11 protein-coding genes and 1 pseudogene are annotated in these 15483 nt (G+C 59.8%); 3 read left to right on the forward strand and 9 right to left on the reverse strand.

What is annotated here, in order from left to right; all coding sequences use genetic code 11:
* Nucleotides 1-198: 198 nt before the first annotated feature.
* From DQG17_RS05920 to DQG17_RS21625, 9 genes and pseudogenes are all read right to left on the reverse strand, one after another.
* Entirely contained in the window at nt 199-2781 is a 2583-nt protein-coding gene (locus tag DQG17_RS05920; protein WP_116131800.1) for an EAL domain-containing protein, read from the reverse strand.
* 346 nt (nt 2782-3127) lie between these two features.
* Nucleotides 3128-3309 (reverse strand): annotated as a pseudogene (locus DQG17_RS05925) (transposase); the annotation flags it as partial.
* Nucleotides 3310-3487: 178 nt separating this feature from the next.
* Nucleotides 3488-4144 (reverse strand): trimeric intracellular cation channel family protein, encoded by a 657-nt coding sequence (locus DQG17_RS05930; RefSeq protein WP_116131801.1) that lies wholly within the window; start codon nt 4142-4144, stop codon nt 3488-3490.
* A gap of 275 nt (nt 4145-4419) precedes the next feature.
* Nucleotides 4420-5754, reverse strand: a complete 1335-nt coding sequence (locus DQG17_RS05935) for a serine hydrolase (RefSeq protein ID WP_157973534.1) — start codon at nt 5752-5754, stop codon at nt 4420-4422.
* A 32-nt stretch (nt 5755-5786) separates the two neighbouring features.
* Nucleotides 5787-6656 carry a hypothetical protein gene (locus tag DQG17_RS05940; protein WP_116131803.1) on the reverse strand — a complete coding sequence of 290 codons (870 nt, stop codon included), beginning with the start codon at nt 6654-6656 and terminating at the stop codon, nt 5787-5789.
* Between the two features lie 115 nt (nt 6657-6771).
* A complete protein-coding gene (locus DQG17_RS05945) occupies nt 6772-7779 on the reverse strand; it encodes a linear amide C-N hydrolase (RefSeq protein ID WP_116131804.1) in 1008 nt (335 codons plus the stop codon).
* Between the two features lie 59 nt (nt 7780-7838).
* Nucleotides 7839-9455 (reverse strand): M20/M25/M40 family metallo-hydrolase, encoded by a 1617-nt coding sequence (locus tag DQG17_RS05950; protein ID WP_157973535.1) that lies wholly within the window; start codon nt 9453-9455, stop codon nt 7839-7841.
* Between the two features lie 38 nt (nt 9456-9493).
* Nucleotides 9494-10834, reverse strand: coding sequence for an amidohydrolase family protein (locus DQG17_RS05955; protein ID WP_116131806.1), 1341 nt, complete (start codon nt 10832-10834; stop codon nt 9494-9496).
* Nucleotides 10835-11062: 228 nt separating this feature from the next.
* A complete protein-coding gene (locus DQG17_RS21625; RefSeq protein WP_157973536.1) occupies nt 11063-11383 on the reverse strand; it encodes a hypothetical protein in 321 nt (106 codons plus the stop codon).
* 223 nt (nt 11384-11606) lie between these two features.
* Here DQG17_RS21625 and DQG17_RS05960 point away from each other — a divergent pair, with 223 nt between their 5' ends.
* From DQG17_RS05960 to DQG17_RS05970, 3 genes are all read left to right on the forward strand, one after another.
* On the forward strand, nt 11607-13427 hold the full coding sequence (locus tag DQG17_RS05960; RefSeq protein WP_116131807.1) for a hypothetical protein: 1821 nt from the start codon (nt 11607-11609) through the stop codon (nt 13425-13427).
* A 462-nt stretch (nt 13428-13889) separates the two neighbouring features.
* Nucleotides 13890-14978 (forward strand): integrase family protein, encoded by a 1089-nt coding sequence (locus tag DQG17_RS05965; RefSeq protein ID WP_116131808.1) that lies wholly within the window; start codon nt 13890-13892, stop codon nt 14976-14978.
* A gap of 297 nt (nt 14979-15275) precedes the next feature.
* The gene (locus tag DQG17_RS05970) at nt 15276-15482 is read left to right on the forward strand and encodes an AlpA family transcriptional regulator (protein ID WP_116131809.1); all 207 of its coding nucleotides are present in this window, start codon (nt 15276-15278) and stop codon (nt 15480-15482) included.
* The last annotated feature ends 1 nt before the right edge of the window (nt 15483 follow it).

Genomic DNA, 15483 nt, shown 5'->3' on the forward strand with positions numbered 1-15483 from the left:
CCATACTTGCACGTGGGGTCTGCCTCGTCCGCTCGGATCGGGCCGCCGGGTATGCCGCAAAAGGCTCGAACGCTGAAGTCCCCGGAGCCCCGGGACGGGTCATATTCGCGGTCGACGCGCTCGGGCCGACCTTCGAGCCGGTTGCGGTTGTTGTCGTCGGTCCCGGTGGGTTTCCCTCAGCCAGAAAATTCGACGCTCTCAAATCCCCACCACATTGCCGCCCCGACCGAAGGCCGCCACGCCAGCAGCGTCCTGCGCCTTGAAGATCTTTTCGACCTCGCTGTTCGGGCGGGGTTTGCTGAACAAGAGCCCCTGGTACAGGTTGCAGCCTTCGCTGGCGATGATGGCGCGTTGCTCCTCGGTTTCGACGCCCTCGGCGATGGTCGCGATGCCCAGGCTGCCGCTCAGCCCGACGACCGCCCGCACAATGGCGAGGCTGTCTTCCTTGCGCGGCAGATCATGTATGAAGGATTGATCGATCTTGATTGTGCTGAACGGGAAACTCTGCAGGTAGCCCAGCGAAGAATAGCCCGTGCCGAAATCGTCCATCGAGATTCGGATCCCCAGATCGCGGAACCGATGCAGCGTGGCAAAGGCGCCGTCGCGTTCGTCGATCAGCACAAGTTCGGTTATTTCGAGTTCAAGCCTGCTGGCCGAAAGCCCCGATTCCGCAAGCGCGTCCTCGACAGATTGCACGAGGTTCCTGTTTTTGAATTGAACCGGCGAAAGATTGACTGCGACCGAGAAATGCTTTGGCCACCGCGCGGCGTCGGCACAGGCTTGCCGCAATACCCAATCGCCCAAAGGCACGATCAGCCCTGTGGCCTCTGCCACCGGAATGAAGACGTCCGGCATTACCATTCCCCGCTCGGGGCTGCGCCAGCGCAGCAATGCCTCGCAACTGACGACCTTGCCGGTTTTGACATTGACCACCGGCTGGTAGAGCAATTCGAATTCGCCGCCGGCATGGAGCGCCCTGCGCAGGTCGAGCTCGATCCCGAGCCGGGCCTGCATGCGCGCATCCATTTCCGCCTCGAAGAAGCGGCAGACACTGCCCCCGTCGGCCTTTGCGCGATAGAGCGACAGATCGGCGTGCTTCATCAGGATATCGGGCGCCGTGCCGTCAACGGGCGCGACGGCAACACCGACGCTGACCCCTATGATTACCTGACGGCCGTCGAAATCATAAGGCGCCCCGACAGTCTCTATCACCCGATTTGCAAGTGCGGTGATATCCGATGCGTCCCCAGCCGGGATCTGGAGGATGGCGAACTCGTCGCCGCCCAGCCTTGCGGCAATGTCCCCCTTGCGCAGACAGCTTCGAATCCGCGCGGCCGCTTCCTGCAAAAGCCGGTCGCCGACGGGATGCCCGAATATATCGTTGACAGCCTTGAACTTATCCAGATCCAGGCTCAGCACGGCGACGGATTCTGCGCGCCGCCGGTGCTTCATGGTGACGTCTATCTGTTCGTAAAAGCTCGCGCGGTTCGGCAGGTTGGTCAGGGCATCGAAATTGGCCATGTGCCGGATCTTTGCCTCGGCGGCGAGCCGCTCGGTAATGTCCTCGAACGTTAGCACGAGTCCGCCGCCGGCAATCGGCCGATAGGAAATGGCAATGCTCCGGCCGTCGCTCAGATTCTGGATGTGGGATCCTTCGGTTTGCTGAATGCGGGCAGTCCTGATCTTGGTGAGCGTGCCCTCGCCGTCCAGATCGTCCAGGCCAGAGTGTGAAACCGAGATCGCCATGAGATCCTGCGCTGTCATGCCCAGCACAACCTGCTCGGGGGGCAGGCCGTAAATCTCGATGTAGCGAGGATTGAACAGCACCAGCTTGGCCTCTGAATCAATCGTCATGAGGCCATGCGACATGTTTGCCAGCGTGGTCCTGAGGTTCGCTTTCGAGGCCAGGAGGGCCTGCTCCACCGACTTCTGCCTGGTTATGTCCTGATTGACGCCATACGTCTTTATCGCCCGCCCTTCCGCGTCCTTGACGATGACGAGACGTACCGCAACAAAGCCCGGCGTTCCGTCACCGTAGGACATGCGGTGCTCGAACGTGCGGGCGCCGTCGGGAACGGTTGCCTCGAAAGCTGCCTTCACTTCAGAGTCCACATAGTCCACGTCTTCAGGATGAATGAACCTTCGGTCGAAGTCGGCGGAACTCAATGTATAGCCGCCGACCGCCGCAGCGGTCGTGCGGTATACGTCGTAGAACATGTCGTTCAAGGTGAAGCGGTCCGTCGCAACGTCATATTCCCAGCCGCCGGCCCCCATGATTTCGAGCGCAATCGCGTATTTGGCCTCGCTGGCGCGCAGGTCGTTTTCCACCTGCTTACGGTCGCTGATGTCGATCATCACACCGACGACGGCAGGGTCTCCTTGAAAATTTCCGACGAAGGCATTGACGAGAAGGTCGACGGTCTTGCCGTTTTGGTCAACGATCGCGCTCTCGAACTGAACGGAACGGCGCTCGCCGGATACCAGGGTCTGCAGGATTCTGGCATCGGCCACCTTGTTGCGATCCGAAACGAAATCGAAAAGACGCTTCCCTAGCAGGTCCTCCGGCGAACCGCCGATCAGGTTGGCGAAATAGGTGTTGATATGGACGATGGTGCTGTCACTGCGGACTATGACCACGCCGACGATGCTCTGGTCGAACTGGTCATAGCGTTTTTTTCCACCCCAGAATCGCGTTCTCTCAACGTTCGGCAAGGACCGAATCACCTTCGCAGGCCGTGAATTTGGCCCCTTGGGTCGATTGCCCCCACCGGATTCCGTCATGTGCCGCCCCTCCTTATGCCAGGTTAAAAGATCGCCGTTTTTCAGCCTCTACGTATTACGCTCCGATTTGAACCGATTTAGACCGCATTAAACCCGGACGCTTCCGGCAAAACCATGCAGCGCGCGGTCGTCATTCTCGCCGCGCGCGGTCGTCATTCTCGGGCAATGCAGAAATTCATCCATAACAGGACTGCCGTCCCGTACTCTAATTGTTCCGTTAGCGCCCGACAATGATACAGATTGGAGTGCAGCCTGCATTCCCCACAGCCGCGTCGACAAAAGAGATTCACGTCGGGCGGCGGCCGTTGCTCTGCCCCTGGAAACTGGAGCGCCTGAAGTTCGAGGTTTCCTCGATCGCCTTGAGACGTCTGGCATCCGAGACCTCAAGCCCGCCGAACCGAGCCTTGTATTTGTCGAACGTCGCCGTGCTGACCCCGTGCTTGCGGCAGACATCGGCCGTCGCATGCCCGCCTCATGCTCCTTCGGCATCCCGATGATCTGCTCTTCCGTGACCCTTGGTCGCTTCATCGTCCGTCTCCTGGTTGGGGCGGACTCTACCTCAAGAGGGAGGAAGAAACGGGCCGCAGGTCAGGTGCTACCATCATTCACGAAGGATCTCGCAACGCACAGGCAACTCAGGTTTGAAGGGTTTCTCGATCCCTGTCGGTTCGGATCGCTCCTCAGGACAACCTTGTCGGGTGTTCGGTCAATTTCCACCAAGTTTGATTATTGCCCAATCCGGCACGCTGAGGTTCCATCGAATTGCGGCAGCTCGAATTGCAAAAATGATCAGGGCGCAAACGGTGCCGAGGGCGACCTCGCTTTCCGGGAAGTATGGCAGTGCCACGACATAGATCACGGTGCCGAGCGTAACGGGCACGGCGTAAAGCTCCTTCTTCATCAGCAGGGTTTCGTTGCCCGACAGCACATCCCGAATGAGCCCGCCACCGATGGCGGTGACGATACCGAGAAGGATCGGGGCGAGCGGTACGCCGAACTCCTGCGCGACCACCTTGGACGCCGCCTGGATTGCAAACATCGCGACCGCAATGCCGTCGAGATAGAGCATGAGGCCGTAGACATGCTTGCTCGCCATCATTTGCTGGGCGTAATAGGCGATCACGCTGGCGCCGAGCGCAACCCAAATATAGCTCAGGTCGCTGGCCCAGAAGACGGGAACGTCGAGGATCACGTCTCGGATCGTCCCGCCACCCACGGCGGTAATGATTCCCATGATGCAGGCGCCGAACAGGTCGATGCCTTTGGGCGCGACAGCCAGAACGGCGGTCACGGCAAAGGCCACTGTGCCGCCCATGGCGATCCACACCACGAACGCATTCAGGGCCGGACTGATTTCCTGCATGATCGGGGGCTTCCTGTATCGGCAGAGGAGCTTGCTTTGCTTCGGTGATCGGGGGCTATCTGAAGGCACGGCGCATCATCTGTCCACTGACCGTCAGGGAACCAGAGGCCGCAAGTTGGCGGATCAAAGACCATCCCGACATCGCGGCCATGTTCCGGAACAGTTTCAACAGCCGCTGTCAGAAATCGACAGCGATGGGCTGTTTGAGGTCCCACCCCGTTCGTTGCTTTCACTCTTGCGTCGGCACGCCTTGGCAGGCGCTGAGTTCGATGCGTTCATTTCTTTGCAAGCGTCTGGACGATCGCGCGCGCCATGATCTCTTCCTGCTGCTTGCCGGTGCTGAACCACACGACCACCGTGTCGGTCGAAGGCGAGATATAGATGCCCTGACCGCCGACACCGCCCTTGTAGAAATCGCCATCGGGGAAGACGATGTCCCACTGATAACGATTGGCGAGCCCCTTGATGTCGGGGAAGGACGCCTGCATTTCCCTGCCGACGAAGCCATTGAGATAGATTTCCGGCTTGCCGCCGTTCTGGATCGTATCGATCAGTGAATCCGGAATGATCTGTTCCTTGCTGACCTTGTTCCAGCTGGGCGAGAACAGCATGGCGAACCGGCCCATGTCGCGCAGGGTGCTGTTCGTGAAGCCCCATGAATTGCCCAGCCCGTATTTGGTCACGCCTACAAAGGCATCGTTCTGTGCGCCCATCTTGCGCCAGACCCTGTCGCCGAACACCTCATTGATCGTCTTGCCCGTGACTTCGTTGACGATCAGTTCGAGCACGAAGGTGTTGATCGAATTGTACTCGAAGGCGGTATGGCCAGGCTTGACCTTCTTCATGCCGCGAAGCACGTCGAAGGGCGACTGGTTAAGGTTGTCCTTGTCCTCGAAGAGGCCGATGCTGACGGCCCATTTGTACCACCCGCGCTCGGGATTGGTGCGGGCATCGTCATTGGGTTCCTCGTGCTCGGTGGAATCGAGACCGGTCGCCATGTCGAGAGTTTCCTCAACCGTAACCTTGTCCCAATCCGAGCCCTTGAGTTCCTTGACATAGTCCGACACCGGCTTCTTGACGTCGATCTTGCCCTCGCTGGCGAGCAATTCGACCATGGTGCCGGCAATCACCTTGCCGCTCGAGAACCACTGGTGTTTGTCAAAGGGGCGCATCGAGGTGTAGCGCTCGAACACGACATCGCCCTTATGCAGCACCAACAGCCCATCCATCGTGGCGGTATCGAGATGCTGGTTCACGGTTTCCGGCGACATACCCGGGCGGGTGAATGAAATCTCGCCGATTGCCGGGTCGATCCTGGCGGGCAGTTCGCTGATCGGCCCATCCCGCTCGATCTGCATGGTGTACTGGAACCCGGACATGTTCTGCCAGGCATAGTGCGTCTTGTCGCTGGGGACCTGAATCTGCACCACGTTCGCTGGAGTGTGGAAATAGCTGAAGATGTCGCGGATGGTCTGCAACGGTGTGTCGGTCGATACGACCGGGTGATCGAGTTGTTCAGAGGAGGCGTCGTTTGCATGTCCTTGGGTGCTGGCCGCGATTGTCCCCGCAAGGATTGTCGACACCAAAAGTGCGGCTCCAGTACGTTTCATGTTCAAGTCCTTTTTTTTGGTCATTTCCGGTGTCATGCATTGGTGAAGTATTTTCGCAGATCGATCTCCTGCCAGGGGCCGCGGGTGGGAATCCGCCACCACACCTTGCGCTCGGCCGGCTTGGTCGCCACCTGGTAGGCCGTCCAACTATCAAGTCCCAAGGTATTGTTGAGGAAAAACGCCGAGCCGTCGTGCAGCTCCCGGTTCTGGAATAACTCCTTGCTGAGGTAGGCCCGGTGCTTCGCGTCGTCGTTGGTCTTCGGATCCTTCTGGAAATGGGCTACGAAATTCTCGCGGCGCGGCTTCGAGTATTCGGCCGTGCGTGTGGGGTACGAATCCGGCAACTGCCACTCGTCGTTGAGCGCGAGGTTCGAACGGCTGGTCATCGTGCCAAATTCCGGCTCGGTCTTGACCGTCCTGAAGTGCGACACCTCGTAGTAGCGCGCTTGCGTGGGATCGGCTCCCATGACGTTGAGCCCGGCTGAGGAACTGATGTTCGGCATGACGTAGTCGAGTTCGTCGACGCTGGTGTAGTCCTCGATGAGCTGCACCATCCAGTTGCCCATGGAACGTTCCTTCGAATACACGTAGGAGATGACGTTCCAGGCGTTGTTGCATTCGATGTAGAGCCCGGCGCTGTTCATGGCGTCGACCGAAAAGGTGATCTGGCCGGCGCGGGCGGCAATACTGTGCGAAAGAATCGCGCCGGTGGGGTTCATCACCACCCACACGCCGGCCGCTTCGAGGTTGTCCCGCCAACTCATGCTGAAGTCGTGGTTGCGACCGGTGTAGAGCGCCCCCTCGCGGCTATGTTCACCCCAGCAGGCCAGGCGGGAGCACATGTTGACACTCCGGCCCCACATAACGACGTTCATCATCTCATCGAGGATGGCATGCTCCATGCGTCTCATTGCCGAGTTCTGCGTCGGACATGTCCCTGCCGAATGCATCGTGAGTTCCGCGAACAAGGCGATCCCGCGCTGCGTTTCGGCAAGGACTGCTGTCCGGCGCCCCGGATCAGGCCGCCGGCCTCCAGGTGACGACGGTGCCGGCCTTCTGGAACACCAGCGGGTCCGTGGGCTTGAACTTCCCTGAGACCTCGCCCGAGGCTTCGAGATCCGCAGCCAGGTCGAAGATCAGGGTCGGGGCGCCTGCGTCGAGATTCAGGTTGGCCAGATCGACCCATACGACGTTGGGCATGTCGCAGAACTCGAAGTAGTAGCGCTTGTTGGTGCAATCGCTGATCGAGCGCCAGATGGTCGCCGAGATGTTGGGGCGGACGGGATCGTTTGCGCCGAAGGGTGTGGCCATGTTCCGGATCACGCTCAGCACGCCGGCCACCGCCGCCTGATACGACCCGGGGTCATCGGGCAGTTTCGTCAGGTAGAAGGCACCGCGTGCGAAGCGGTCTTCGGCCTCCATCGTGCCGGGAATGGGTTTTTTCCCGCCCAGGCCCTCGTACTGCTTCAACAGCACCAGTTGCTCGTCGAATGGCGGCGAATTTGTCATCACGTTGTACTGGGGGCCGTGGTGAATCTGCGTTTCACCATCGAGAACCTCGACGATTGCGGAGTCGCCGCTTGGATCCGAAAACGACAGGTGAACCGGGGCGTCCGCCTTTTCCCCCTTGTGGATCAGTTCGATCGGCTGGATCTGAAATGACTTCGCGGCCTCCACCGCCTCGGCTACCGTCGCGCAGGTGTCGAGGAAATACTGGACCCAAAGAGCGACCGAAAGGCCGGGGCGGGACGGATCCCTCTCACCGTACTTCGACTCTGCCAGATACAGGAGATTGACGTTCAGCCCTGCGTCGTTAAGCCCGTCGGCCGTTGCGCAGTCCCAGACCGCGGATACCACGCTGCCGTATTTCGAGGTCCACTGGAGCGGGTTCACGTCTGTCAGCCCGTCACGCTCGATACCCCTCGGCATCGCCATGAGCTTGGTTCCCATTCTCGCCGTCCAGTCCATGTTCCGTCCGACGATGACGGGCTGTCCGTCTGCCTTCCACTGAATGCGTGAGCACATTTTCTTCTCTCCTAGATGATGTAAAACTGGGCGGCTGCAGCGTCATGGGACGAGTTATCTCAATTGACTGCCCTATCCCTCAGAGGTTGGCCTACCACGGCATATAGCAGCGCCGGATAGGCGCGCAGGGCTCTCTCCCAACTGGTGAGACGCATGTATTCATTGTTACCATGAAAGTTCTCATCCGCCTGCTGAAAGCCGAAAGAGATGAGCTTCGGGCCACCGGCGTCTGCAATGAAAGAGGCCGGACCGACTCCGCCCCCCACATAGAGAATCTGCGGCGGCTTGCCGAACACCTCGGTCTGGACAGCCTTGCTGATCTGCAAGCCTCGCTCGTTTGTATCGATCCATACAGGGTTGCAATTCTGCACGTTCGTCATTTCGACTCTCAGGCCCCATGGAACATTTTTCCTGATATGTGCCATAATTTGTTCACGGGTCTTCACGGCATCCATTCCGGGGCCCAGTCTGGCCATGACCCGGAACCAGGCGGTCTCAGGAATAATGGACGCAGCACCTTCAGTGTAACCGCTCTTTAGTCCGGTGACGTCCAATGATCCCCGAATCCACGTCCTTTCAATTGGCGAATAGTCCGCTTCACCGATAAACTGGGGTACCTTGTGGTTTGTGAGAAACGCGTCAAAATCCATGGTGGCCGAAATGTCAGAAATTTCCAGACGTATCTCTTCCGGCATCTTCATTTGATCGTCGTACCAGCCCTCAATCGCCACGGTGCCGTCATCGTTGTACATAGATGCGATGACTTTTGCTGCGGCAATGGCCGAATTCGGGACCGCACCGCCGAACCCGCCTGAATGCAGGGGGCCGCTGGCAGAAGTCAGCGTGACCTCAACATCGGTAAATCCGCGAAAGCTCCTCCAGATCAACCCTTGGCTATCGCTTTGAATAGCAGCATCGACGTTGAAGCCATAATCGGCCTTCGAGATCCATTCTTTCATCTCGGGCTCAGCCAGCCATTTCGGCCAGGTCGCGCTGCCGTATTCCTCGGAGCCGTCCAACGTCAGCATGACGTTGACCGGCAATTTTCCGTCGAGTTTCAACATCGCTTCGAGTGAACTAAGCAGTGCAACAACCGGTCCCTTGTCATCGGTTGCGCCGCGGCCATACATCTTGCCGTCATGGATCTCTGCCGTCCAGGGATCGGTATTCCACTGGCTCGCGTCCACAGGCTGGACATCGAAGTGGCCATAAAACAATGCGGTCGGCTGGCCCGGAGCGTTCATCCATTCGGCCGTCAAGGTATAGTACCCATCCGTATTGTGAATGGTGGCATTCTGCATGCCCATGTCGTCCAGTCGTTTCTTGACCCATTCTGCGGCTTTCAGCACGTCAGGAGCGTGTTCAGGCGCCATGGCCAAGGACTGGATAGCTACCAACTCTTTCAAGTTATTGAGGTGACGCTCATCATTGTCCTTGAAGAAGGTATCATAGGCCCTGATCTGTTCTTCGCTGGCATGATTGACTTTCAGCAGGCTACCGGCAGCTCCGGGAGCGCCAGGCTGGTCCATTGGCTTGGCATACCCTGGGTCAACATTGTCGTACGCGCCCGCTTTTTTAAGTGCGTCTGCGTTTCTGGGATCCTGGGCGAAGGTGGCGCCTGTCCCCAGGATGGTCAGGAAGGCTGACACGGCGATTGCGGTGAATACCCGTTTCATCGTTTTCTCCTCCGTATTATCGTATCTTCGTCCGATAATCATTTGACGGTGTTCTTGTAGATCTTCCCGTCCTTCATGATCACCAGGAAGTTCTTCCAGGGGTCGGCGATCAACTGGATGTTCTCGAGCGGGTTGCCATCCACGAGCAGTAGATCGGCGAGTGCGCCTTCTTCGACGACACCGTTCTTGCCGGGATAAGGATCGCGGGGGCCAGACATCTTGAAGATTTCCTGGTTCAGGCTGGTGCCGATCCGGAGGACCTCGGCCGGCTCATACCAGCGCGTCAGCTTGGCGAGTTGGGCGCCTTGTCGGCGCGTCAATTCGGGGTCGTTCTGACTATCGGTGCCGAACCCGGCCTTGATGCCGTACTTCTTGGCGAGTTCATAGGCATTGTCGGTGCCAGAGATCATCTGCTGATATTTCTGTTCCTGGAACGAGCCCGGCGGGAACTGGATCGCATCCTGATCGTCGAGGAAGGGCTGCAAGCACAGGACGGCGCTGTTTTCAGCGATCATCTTCGCGGTCTCTTCGTCCAGCAACTGTCCGTGCTCGATGCTCTTGACGCCGGCGCGCAGGGCCGCCTGTATTGCCTTCGGTGTGTAGGCGTGTACGGCGACATATGTGTTCCATGTCTCTGCCACCTCGACTGCGGCTTTGAGTTCGTCACCGACGAACTGGCTGACGTCGAGCGGATCCGATGGAGACGCAACGCCGCCGCCGGCGGTCAACTTGATCTGCGATGCCCCCTTCATCAGGTTTTCGCGAACCCGCTGCATCACGGCGGGGACGCCGTCCGTAACCGCCATCAGACCAAACTGCTCTTGGGGAGTGAGGTCGCGCCCAAGCCCCCTTGGAACTTCGATCGGGTTGCGGAAATCGGCGTGGCCGGATGTTTGTGTGATAAGTGCCCCGGATGGGTAGATTCGAGGTCCCTCATACAGCCCCTCGTCGATTGCTCTCTTAAGGCCGAAGACGGGACCGCCCATGTCGCGGACTGTCGTGAAGCCTCGCATGAGCGTATCTCTCGCCCCGGCGGCCGCGACGAGAGTGAAGTAGTCGAGGCCGGAGGCCAGTAACACATTGTTTGTGGTGTTTGCCTGAACGACGTGCCAGTGGCAGTCCGACAGCCCTGGCATCAGCGTTCGGCCGCCGCCATCAATGACGGTGGCGCCGTCCGCGGCAATGGCCTCGGCGGAGACCAACTTGATCAGGTTGCCCTCGACCAGCACGTTGACGTTCTCCGTCAGCGCTTCGCTCATGCCGTCGAAGACGTTGACGTTGGTGAACAGCGTTTTCGGCTCAGGCGCGGACTGCTGGGCGGCCGCCGGGACGGTAATTGCGGTGGCCAGCGCTGCAAACAGACATTTGAACGAATTCATCGGACGTACTCCGTGCTTACGTTGGTAGTTTGGTTCCCGCTTTACGTGTCGTGACGACAGCCGCAGCCCTCGCCGATCGCGGGTTTCGATCCGTCGCGCTCCATCGGTCCCGGGCTCGGGCCTTGGCCGACGGTGACCGCGCCCGTCGTGCTAGGGACAGGCGAGGAGATTTCTCAGCGTTGGCCGAGACCGAATGGCTGGCCGCTGCGATGGGCGAGAAAAACGTGTTCATCGACGAGATCCTTTGTCGTCGTGCGGGTTCTGAAGCGCGCAGAACTCGGCTTTCCCAGACGTTGCTGGTCCTGCCGTATCGGTGTCTGGGCGTCGCAGGTGCGCCGCGAGTTCCCCAGCGAGTTCGCCGACCAGCATCCTGTACTGCGCGGCCTTGGCCGTGCCTTCCGGGCCGGCAGCCTCCCAGTAGCGCAGGGCACCTAGGGCGTCGCAGAAATCGCAGCAGATGGTCCGCAGGCATTCATCCGTCTTCAGTCTCCGGCGGATTGCGAATTCCTGATCGGGGAAATGTTGATAGAGGGCCGTAAAGGTTGACATGGTGGACTACCGCCGCAGCCAGACTCATGGTCTTAATCGTCTACGGTCAAAGTCCGGTCGCCAACGTGCGAACATGTTACATCGCCTCTGTTTCCCAGCGAAAAATTCCACTATCATACTGAAACTAATATATAATTCATGATATCGTTAATGGTGCGCAATGCCTTCCGGAGTGGCGCCCGAGGCCGGACTATGTTAGGATCGGGCAGTCACGAACCTGCCGGTGGACGTGATCGTCGCGCGGCCCAAGCCATGCCATTCGGAGGGGGAGTTGAGATCCGATCAAACCCATCCCTCGTCAACGGCGAAGGTGGAACCCGGCAAGGACGAGATCCGCGAGCAGTTGGAGCGAATCCTGGCCAACCGCGGTTTCGTGTCCAGTCCCGCGCGGCGAGAGATGCTGCGCTACGTGGTGGAGCAGACGCTTGCTGGCCACGACGATCTGCTGAAGGGCACGGCGATCGGGTTGGCAGTCTTTGGCCGCGACGCGGATTTCGACCAGACCTCTGACCCGATTGTGCGCATCGAGGCCCGTCGTCTGCGCCGAGATCTGGACACCTACTACATGGGATCGGGCACGGACGATCCCGTGCGGATCAGCATCCCGAAAGGCGGATATCGCCCGCAGTTCGACGTCCGGCCAGCGGTATCGGCGGTCAGCCCGCCCGATCCACCGGCGCCGGTCGGCGGCGCACAGTCTGCCCGTCGAAGCGGCGCAGGCGCCTGGGTGGGCCGCATGGCAGCGGGGCTGCTGGCCGTCGTCTTGCTTGGCCTCGGCGCGTCCCTCCTCCTGCAGGGACGGGAAGAGGGTCGCGTGGACCCCGTCGCGGCGTCGGCGGTCTCGCCGCCGTCCGTGCTGGTGCGCCCGTTCGAAGCTCGGAGTGCGGATGCTTCGGATCAGTATCTCGCCGACGGGGTAACTGAGACCCTGATCGCCAGTCTCATGCACTTTCCGGATCTCCGCCTCTATTCCGTTGGAGACAGCTTCCGCCTGAGGGACGGAGAAGACACGAGCCTTTCGCCCTCGGAAGACGCCACTTTCACGGTCGAGGGCAGCGTTCGGACCGAGGCGGGCCGGGTTCAGGTCCTGGCCCGAATGACCGATGGCAACCAGCGCGTGCTCTGGAGCGGATCCTTCCTCCGCGAGCTAACCGGAAGGAACTTTCTGGCCCTGCAGGACGAAATTGCTTCCGAGATCGCAAGCGCCCTCGGCCAGCCCTATGGTGTGATCCGCACCACATTGGCGCGCGATCTCTCAGACCTGCCCGACCCCGACCTCTCCGGCTTTGCCTGCGTGCTGAAGGCCTACGACTACAGACGAACGAGCAAGACCGAGCTTTACCGCCCGACCAGGGATTGCCTCGAAGCCGCCGTCAAGGCGGATCCCGAATATGCCGAAGCCTGGGCAATGCTGACCTACCTGCGCATGGATGCGGGACGGTATGGATACGATGAGGGCGTCAGCCGTGAGAGCGCCTTCAAGCTTGCAAGCGACGCGGGTGTACGGGCGCTCGCCCTCGACCCCCAGAACGTTCAGGCCCTGAAGGCCCTTTCATTCATCTCGCACTACACGGGCAATTACGCGCAGGCCCAGGAGCTTGCGCGGCGCGCGCTGGACGCTAACCCCTACGATCCCGATACGATGGCGCAATTGGGCTGGCGTCTTGCCGTTCGAGGCAACTTCGCAGAGGGCATTCCGTATATGCGCGACGCCGTGGAGCGGTCAATCAATCCTGCCCCGTGGTATTTCCACATGATCGCGATCGATCACCTGATGCGGCAGGAATACCCTCAGATGCTGGAGGCTGCCGAGCGCGCGTCGGCCGACGGATCCAGCATCAGCCAGTCGCTGTTGGCCATCGCTCACGGCGCCCTTGGCCACCAGTTGGAAGCAGACAAGGCGCTGGAGCTGATGGCCCGGAAATGGCCCCTGCTCGGAGAGGATCCAGCCGCCGCCTACGCCGTCCATCACGTGAGCGATGAGATTTCGGCAGCAATCGTGTCCGGTCTCGAGCAGGCTGGCTGGGATTCCCCCAAGCGCTGAGAAGGGTGCTGAAAGCCGAATTTCTTGCGACCGGTGCCGCTCCGAAGCCGCAGACGCCGCGGGCCGGAGCCACGATTGCGTGGTGTTGCCGTCAACCGCCATTTGACTGCGCACTGATCGCTGAGGGTCGCGTTGGCCGGCTGTCGTTCGTCAGAGATATCTGCAGTAACCGGAAGAGCCGTGAAGATCCCGGAAGAGCGCGCACCGAGGCCTCTCATCGTGCCGCGTCTGTCCCTGAAGGGTACTTGACCGGCCCGAATGGTCGCCATATCTACGGTCGGGCGCGGGTGTAGTTCAATGGTAGAACGGCAGCTTCCCAAACATACGCGTTTACCCCCGACACCTTTGAGAACGTTGCAAGACGGTTGATTTCATTGCACTAATCGCCGCAACGTCACCACGACGTGTTATACCGCGTCCCAATCGGCGACCTACAAAGCGCCTACAAAGTGGTGATGAGAGATGTCCAAACGCACAACGGTCAAGCTGACCGAAACCTCCTGCAAAGGTGCGCCTGCAAACGCGAAGCTCTGGGACTCAGAGATCAAGGGGTTCGCGCTGTTCACAGGCAAGACGACGAAGACCTTCTACTTTCAGAAGGACGTTCACGGCAGAACGACGCGCGTGAAGATCGGCAACTTCCCCGAGGTGTCGGCGGGCATCGCGCGCGGCGAAGCGATCCAGCTTGCCGCCGAACATGCGACGGGCGTCGCAGCGAAGAAGCTGCGGGCCAAGCGGATACCCACGCTTGAGGACGCAACGACGGCTTACCTCGCGCGCCCGAAACTGCGGTCTGAGCACAACAAGGACTCCGTTCAGCGGCAGGTTCACAACCACTTGAAAGACTGGCTCAAGAAGCCGCTCGACGAGATCACGAAGGACATGTGTGTGAAGGCACACGCGCGCATCGCACCGAACGGTCAACGGGCGGCGAACCATGTCCTCAAGTCATTCCGTTCAATCTACAACCACGCGCGGCGTGTCCACGATCTGCCCGAATGCCCGACGATGGCGATTGAGTGGTTCCCTGAACTGCCGTCGCAAGAGATCATCGACGATCTCGGCGCGTGGCGCGATGCCGTGTCAGCCCTCGAAAACCCTGTTCACACGGCCTACTATCGCTTCTTGCTGTTCACGGGCCTTCGCTTCGACGAGGCGCGTTCTCTGCGGTGGGATCAGGTTCACGATGACCACCTGCACCTGCCCATGACGAAGAACGGACGCGCTTTCGACCTGCCCCTGTTCGACCTGCACCACGAGGTGTTGAAGCCGATGCGGCAGTTTCACAGCGAGTATGTTTTCCCCGGCACGCGTCACGCCGTGCACCTGAAATCGCCTGAGCGCATCGCATGGTCGGCACACACGCATCGGCGCACCTTCGCGACCATCGCGACGACGGAGGCAGAACTGCTTGAGGAAACAGTCGGTCGGCTGCTGAACCACACGCCCGCATCTGTGACAGGGGCACATTATATCGTGGTTGACCACCAGAAACTCCGCAAGCCAATGGGTCAGGTCGTCGAGGCGTTTAAACGCATGGACCTGATCTGACTGCGCGTTTAAACGCAACTACCTGATTTAGTGAGATTTTCTACTTGATAAGACTTGCAGGACGGTCGAAGGCGCGCTATCTTTCGACTCGTTAGAAACCCGTCTTGGCCGTGATGGAACGTGCACGGCTCAAGGCTGCGGATTGACCCGAGAGGGTTGACCACGGGGATCAACAGAGTTGGGTGGTTGTGGGTCAGCCAATAGTGATCCCATCCAAGCTTATGGAAAGCTGAGAAGCCAAGCTCTGCCTCGGGACGCGCAGCGAGACATCCAACCCTTGAACGGGAGATGTCTACTATGCGTGCATCCACGACTGAACTGATCGACCCTGCCTTCGATACGGCGCAAGCCGCTCACTACATCGGCTACTCCAAATCCACCCTCGAATGGTGGCGCACGGATGGTCGCGGTCCCCGCTACTACAAGGCCGCTGGCCGCGTTCGCTATCGTAAGTCCCATCTCGATGAATGGCTCGCGAGAGGCCTCGTCGAAACGCGGGGCTGAT

This window comes from Tropicimonas sp. IMCC34043 (genome assembly GCF_003390845.1).
Lineage (GTDB): Bacteria > Pseudomonadota > Alphaproteobacteria > Rhodobacterales > Rhodobacteraceae > Tropicimonas.

Excerpts from the sequence above, each read along its gene's own strand:
- DQG17_RS05920 (WP_116131800.1), bottom strand. The coding sequence starts at position 2,781 with ATGACGGAATCCGGTGGGGGCAATCGACCCAAGGGGCCAAATTCACGG.
- DQG17_RS05930 (WP_116131801.1), bottom strand. The coding sequence starts at position 4,144 with ATGCAGGAAATCAGTCCGGCCCTGAATGCGTTCGTGGTGTGGATCGCC.
- DQG17_RS05935 (WP_157973534.1), bottom strand. The coding sequence starts at position 5,754 with ATGAAACGTACTGGAGCCGCACTTTTGGTGTCGACAATCCTTGCGGGG.
- DQG17_RS05940 (WP_116131803.1), bottom strand. The coding sequence starts at position 6,656 with ATGGAGCATGCCATCCTCGATGAGATGATGAACGTCGTTATGTGGGGC.
- DQG17_RS05945 (WP_116131804.1), bottom strand. The coding sequence starts at position 7,779 with ATGTGCTCACGCATTCAGTGGAAGGCAGACGGACAGCCCGTCATCGTC.
- DQG17_RS05950 (WP_157973535.1), bottom strand. The coding sequence starts at position 9,455 with ATGAAACGGGTATTCACCGCAATCGCCGTGTCAGCCTTCCTGACCATC.
- DQG17_RS05955 (WP_116131806.1), bottom strand. The coding sequence starts at position 10,834 with ATGAATTCGTTCAAATGTCTGTTTGCAGCGCTGGCCACCGCAATTACC.
- DQG17_RS21625 (WP_157973536.1), bottom strand. The coding sequence starts at position 11,383 with ATGTCAACCTTTACGGCCCTCTATCAACATTTCCCCGATCAGGAATTC.
- DQG17_RS05965 (WP_116131808.1), top strand. The coding sequence starts at position 13,890 with ATGTCCAAACGCACAACGGTCAAGCTGACCGAAACCTCCTGCAAAGGT.
- DQG17_RS05970 (WP_116131809.1), top strand. The coding sequence starts at position 15,276 with ATGCGTGCATCCACGACTGAACTGATCGACCCTGCCTTCGATACGGCG.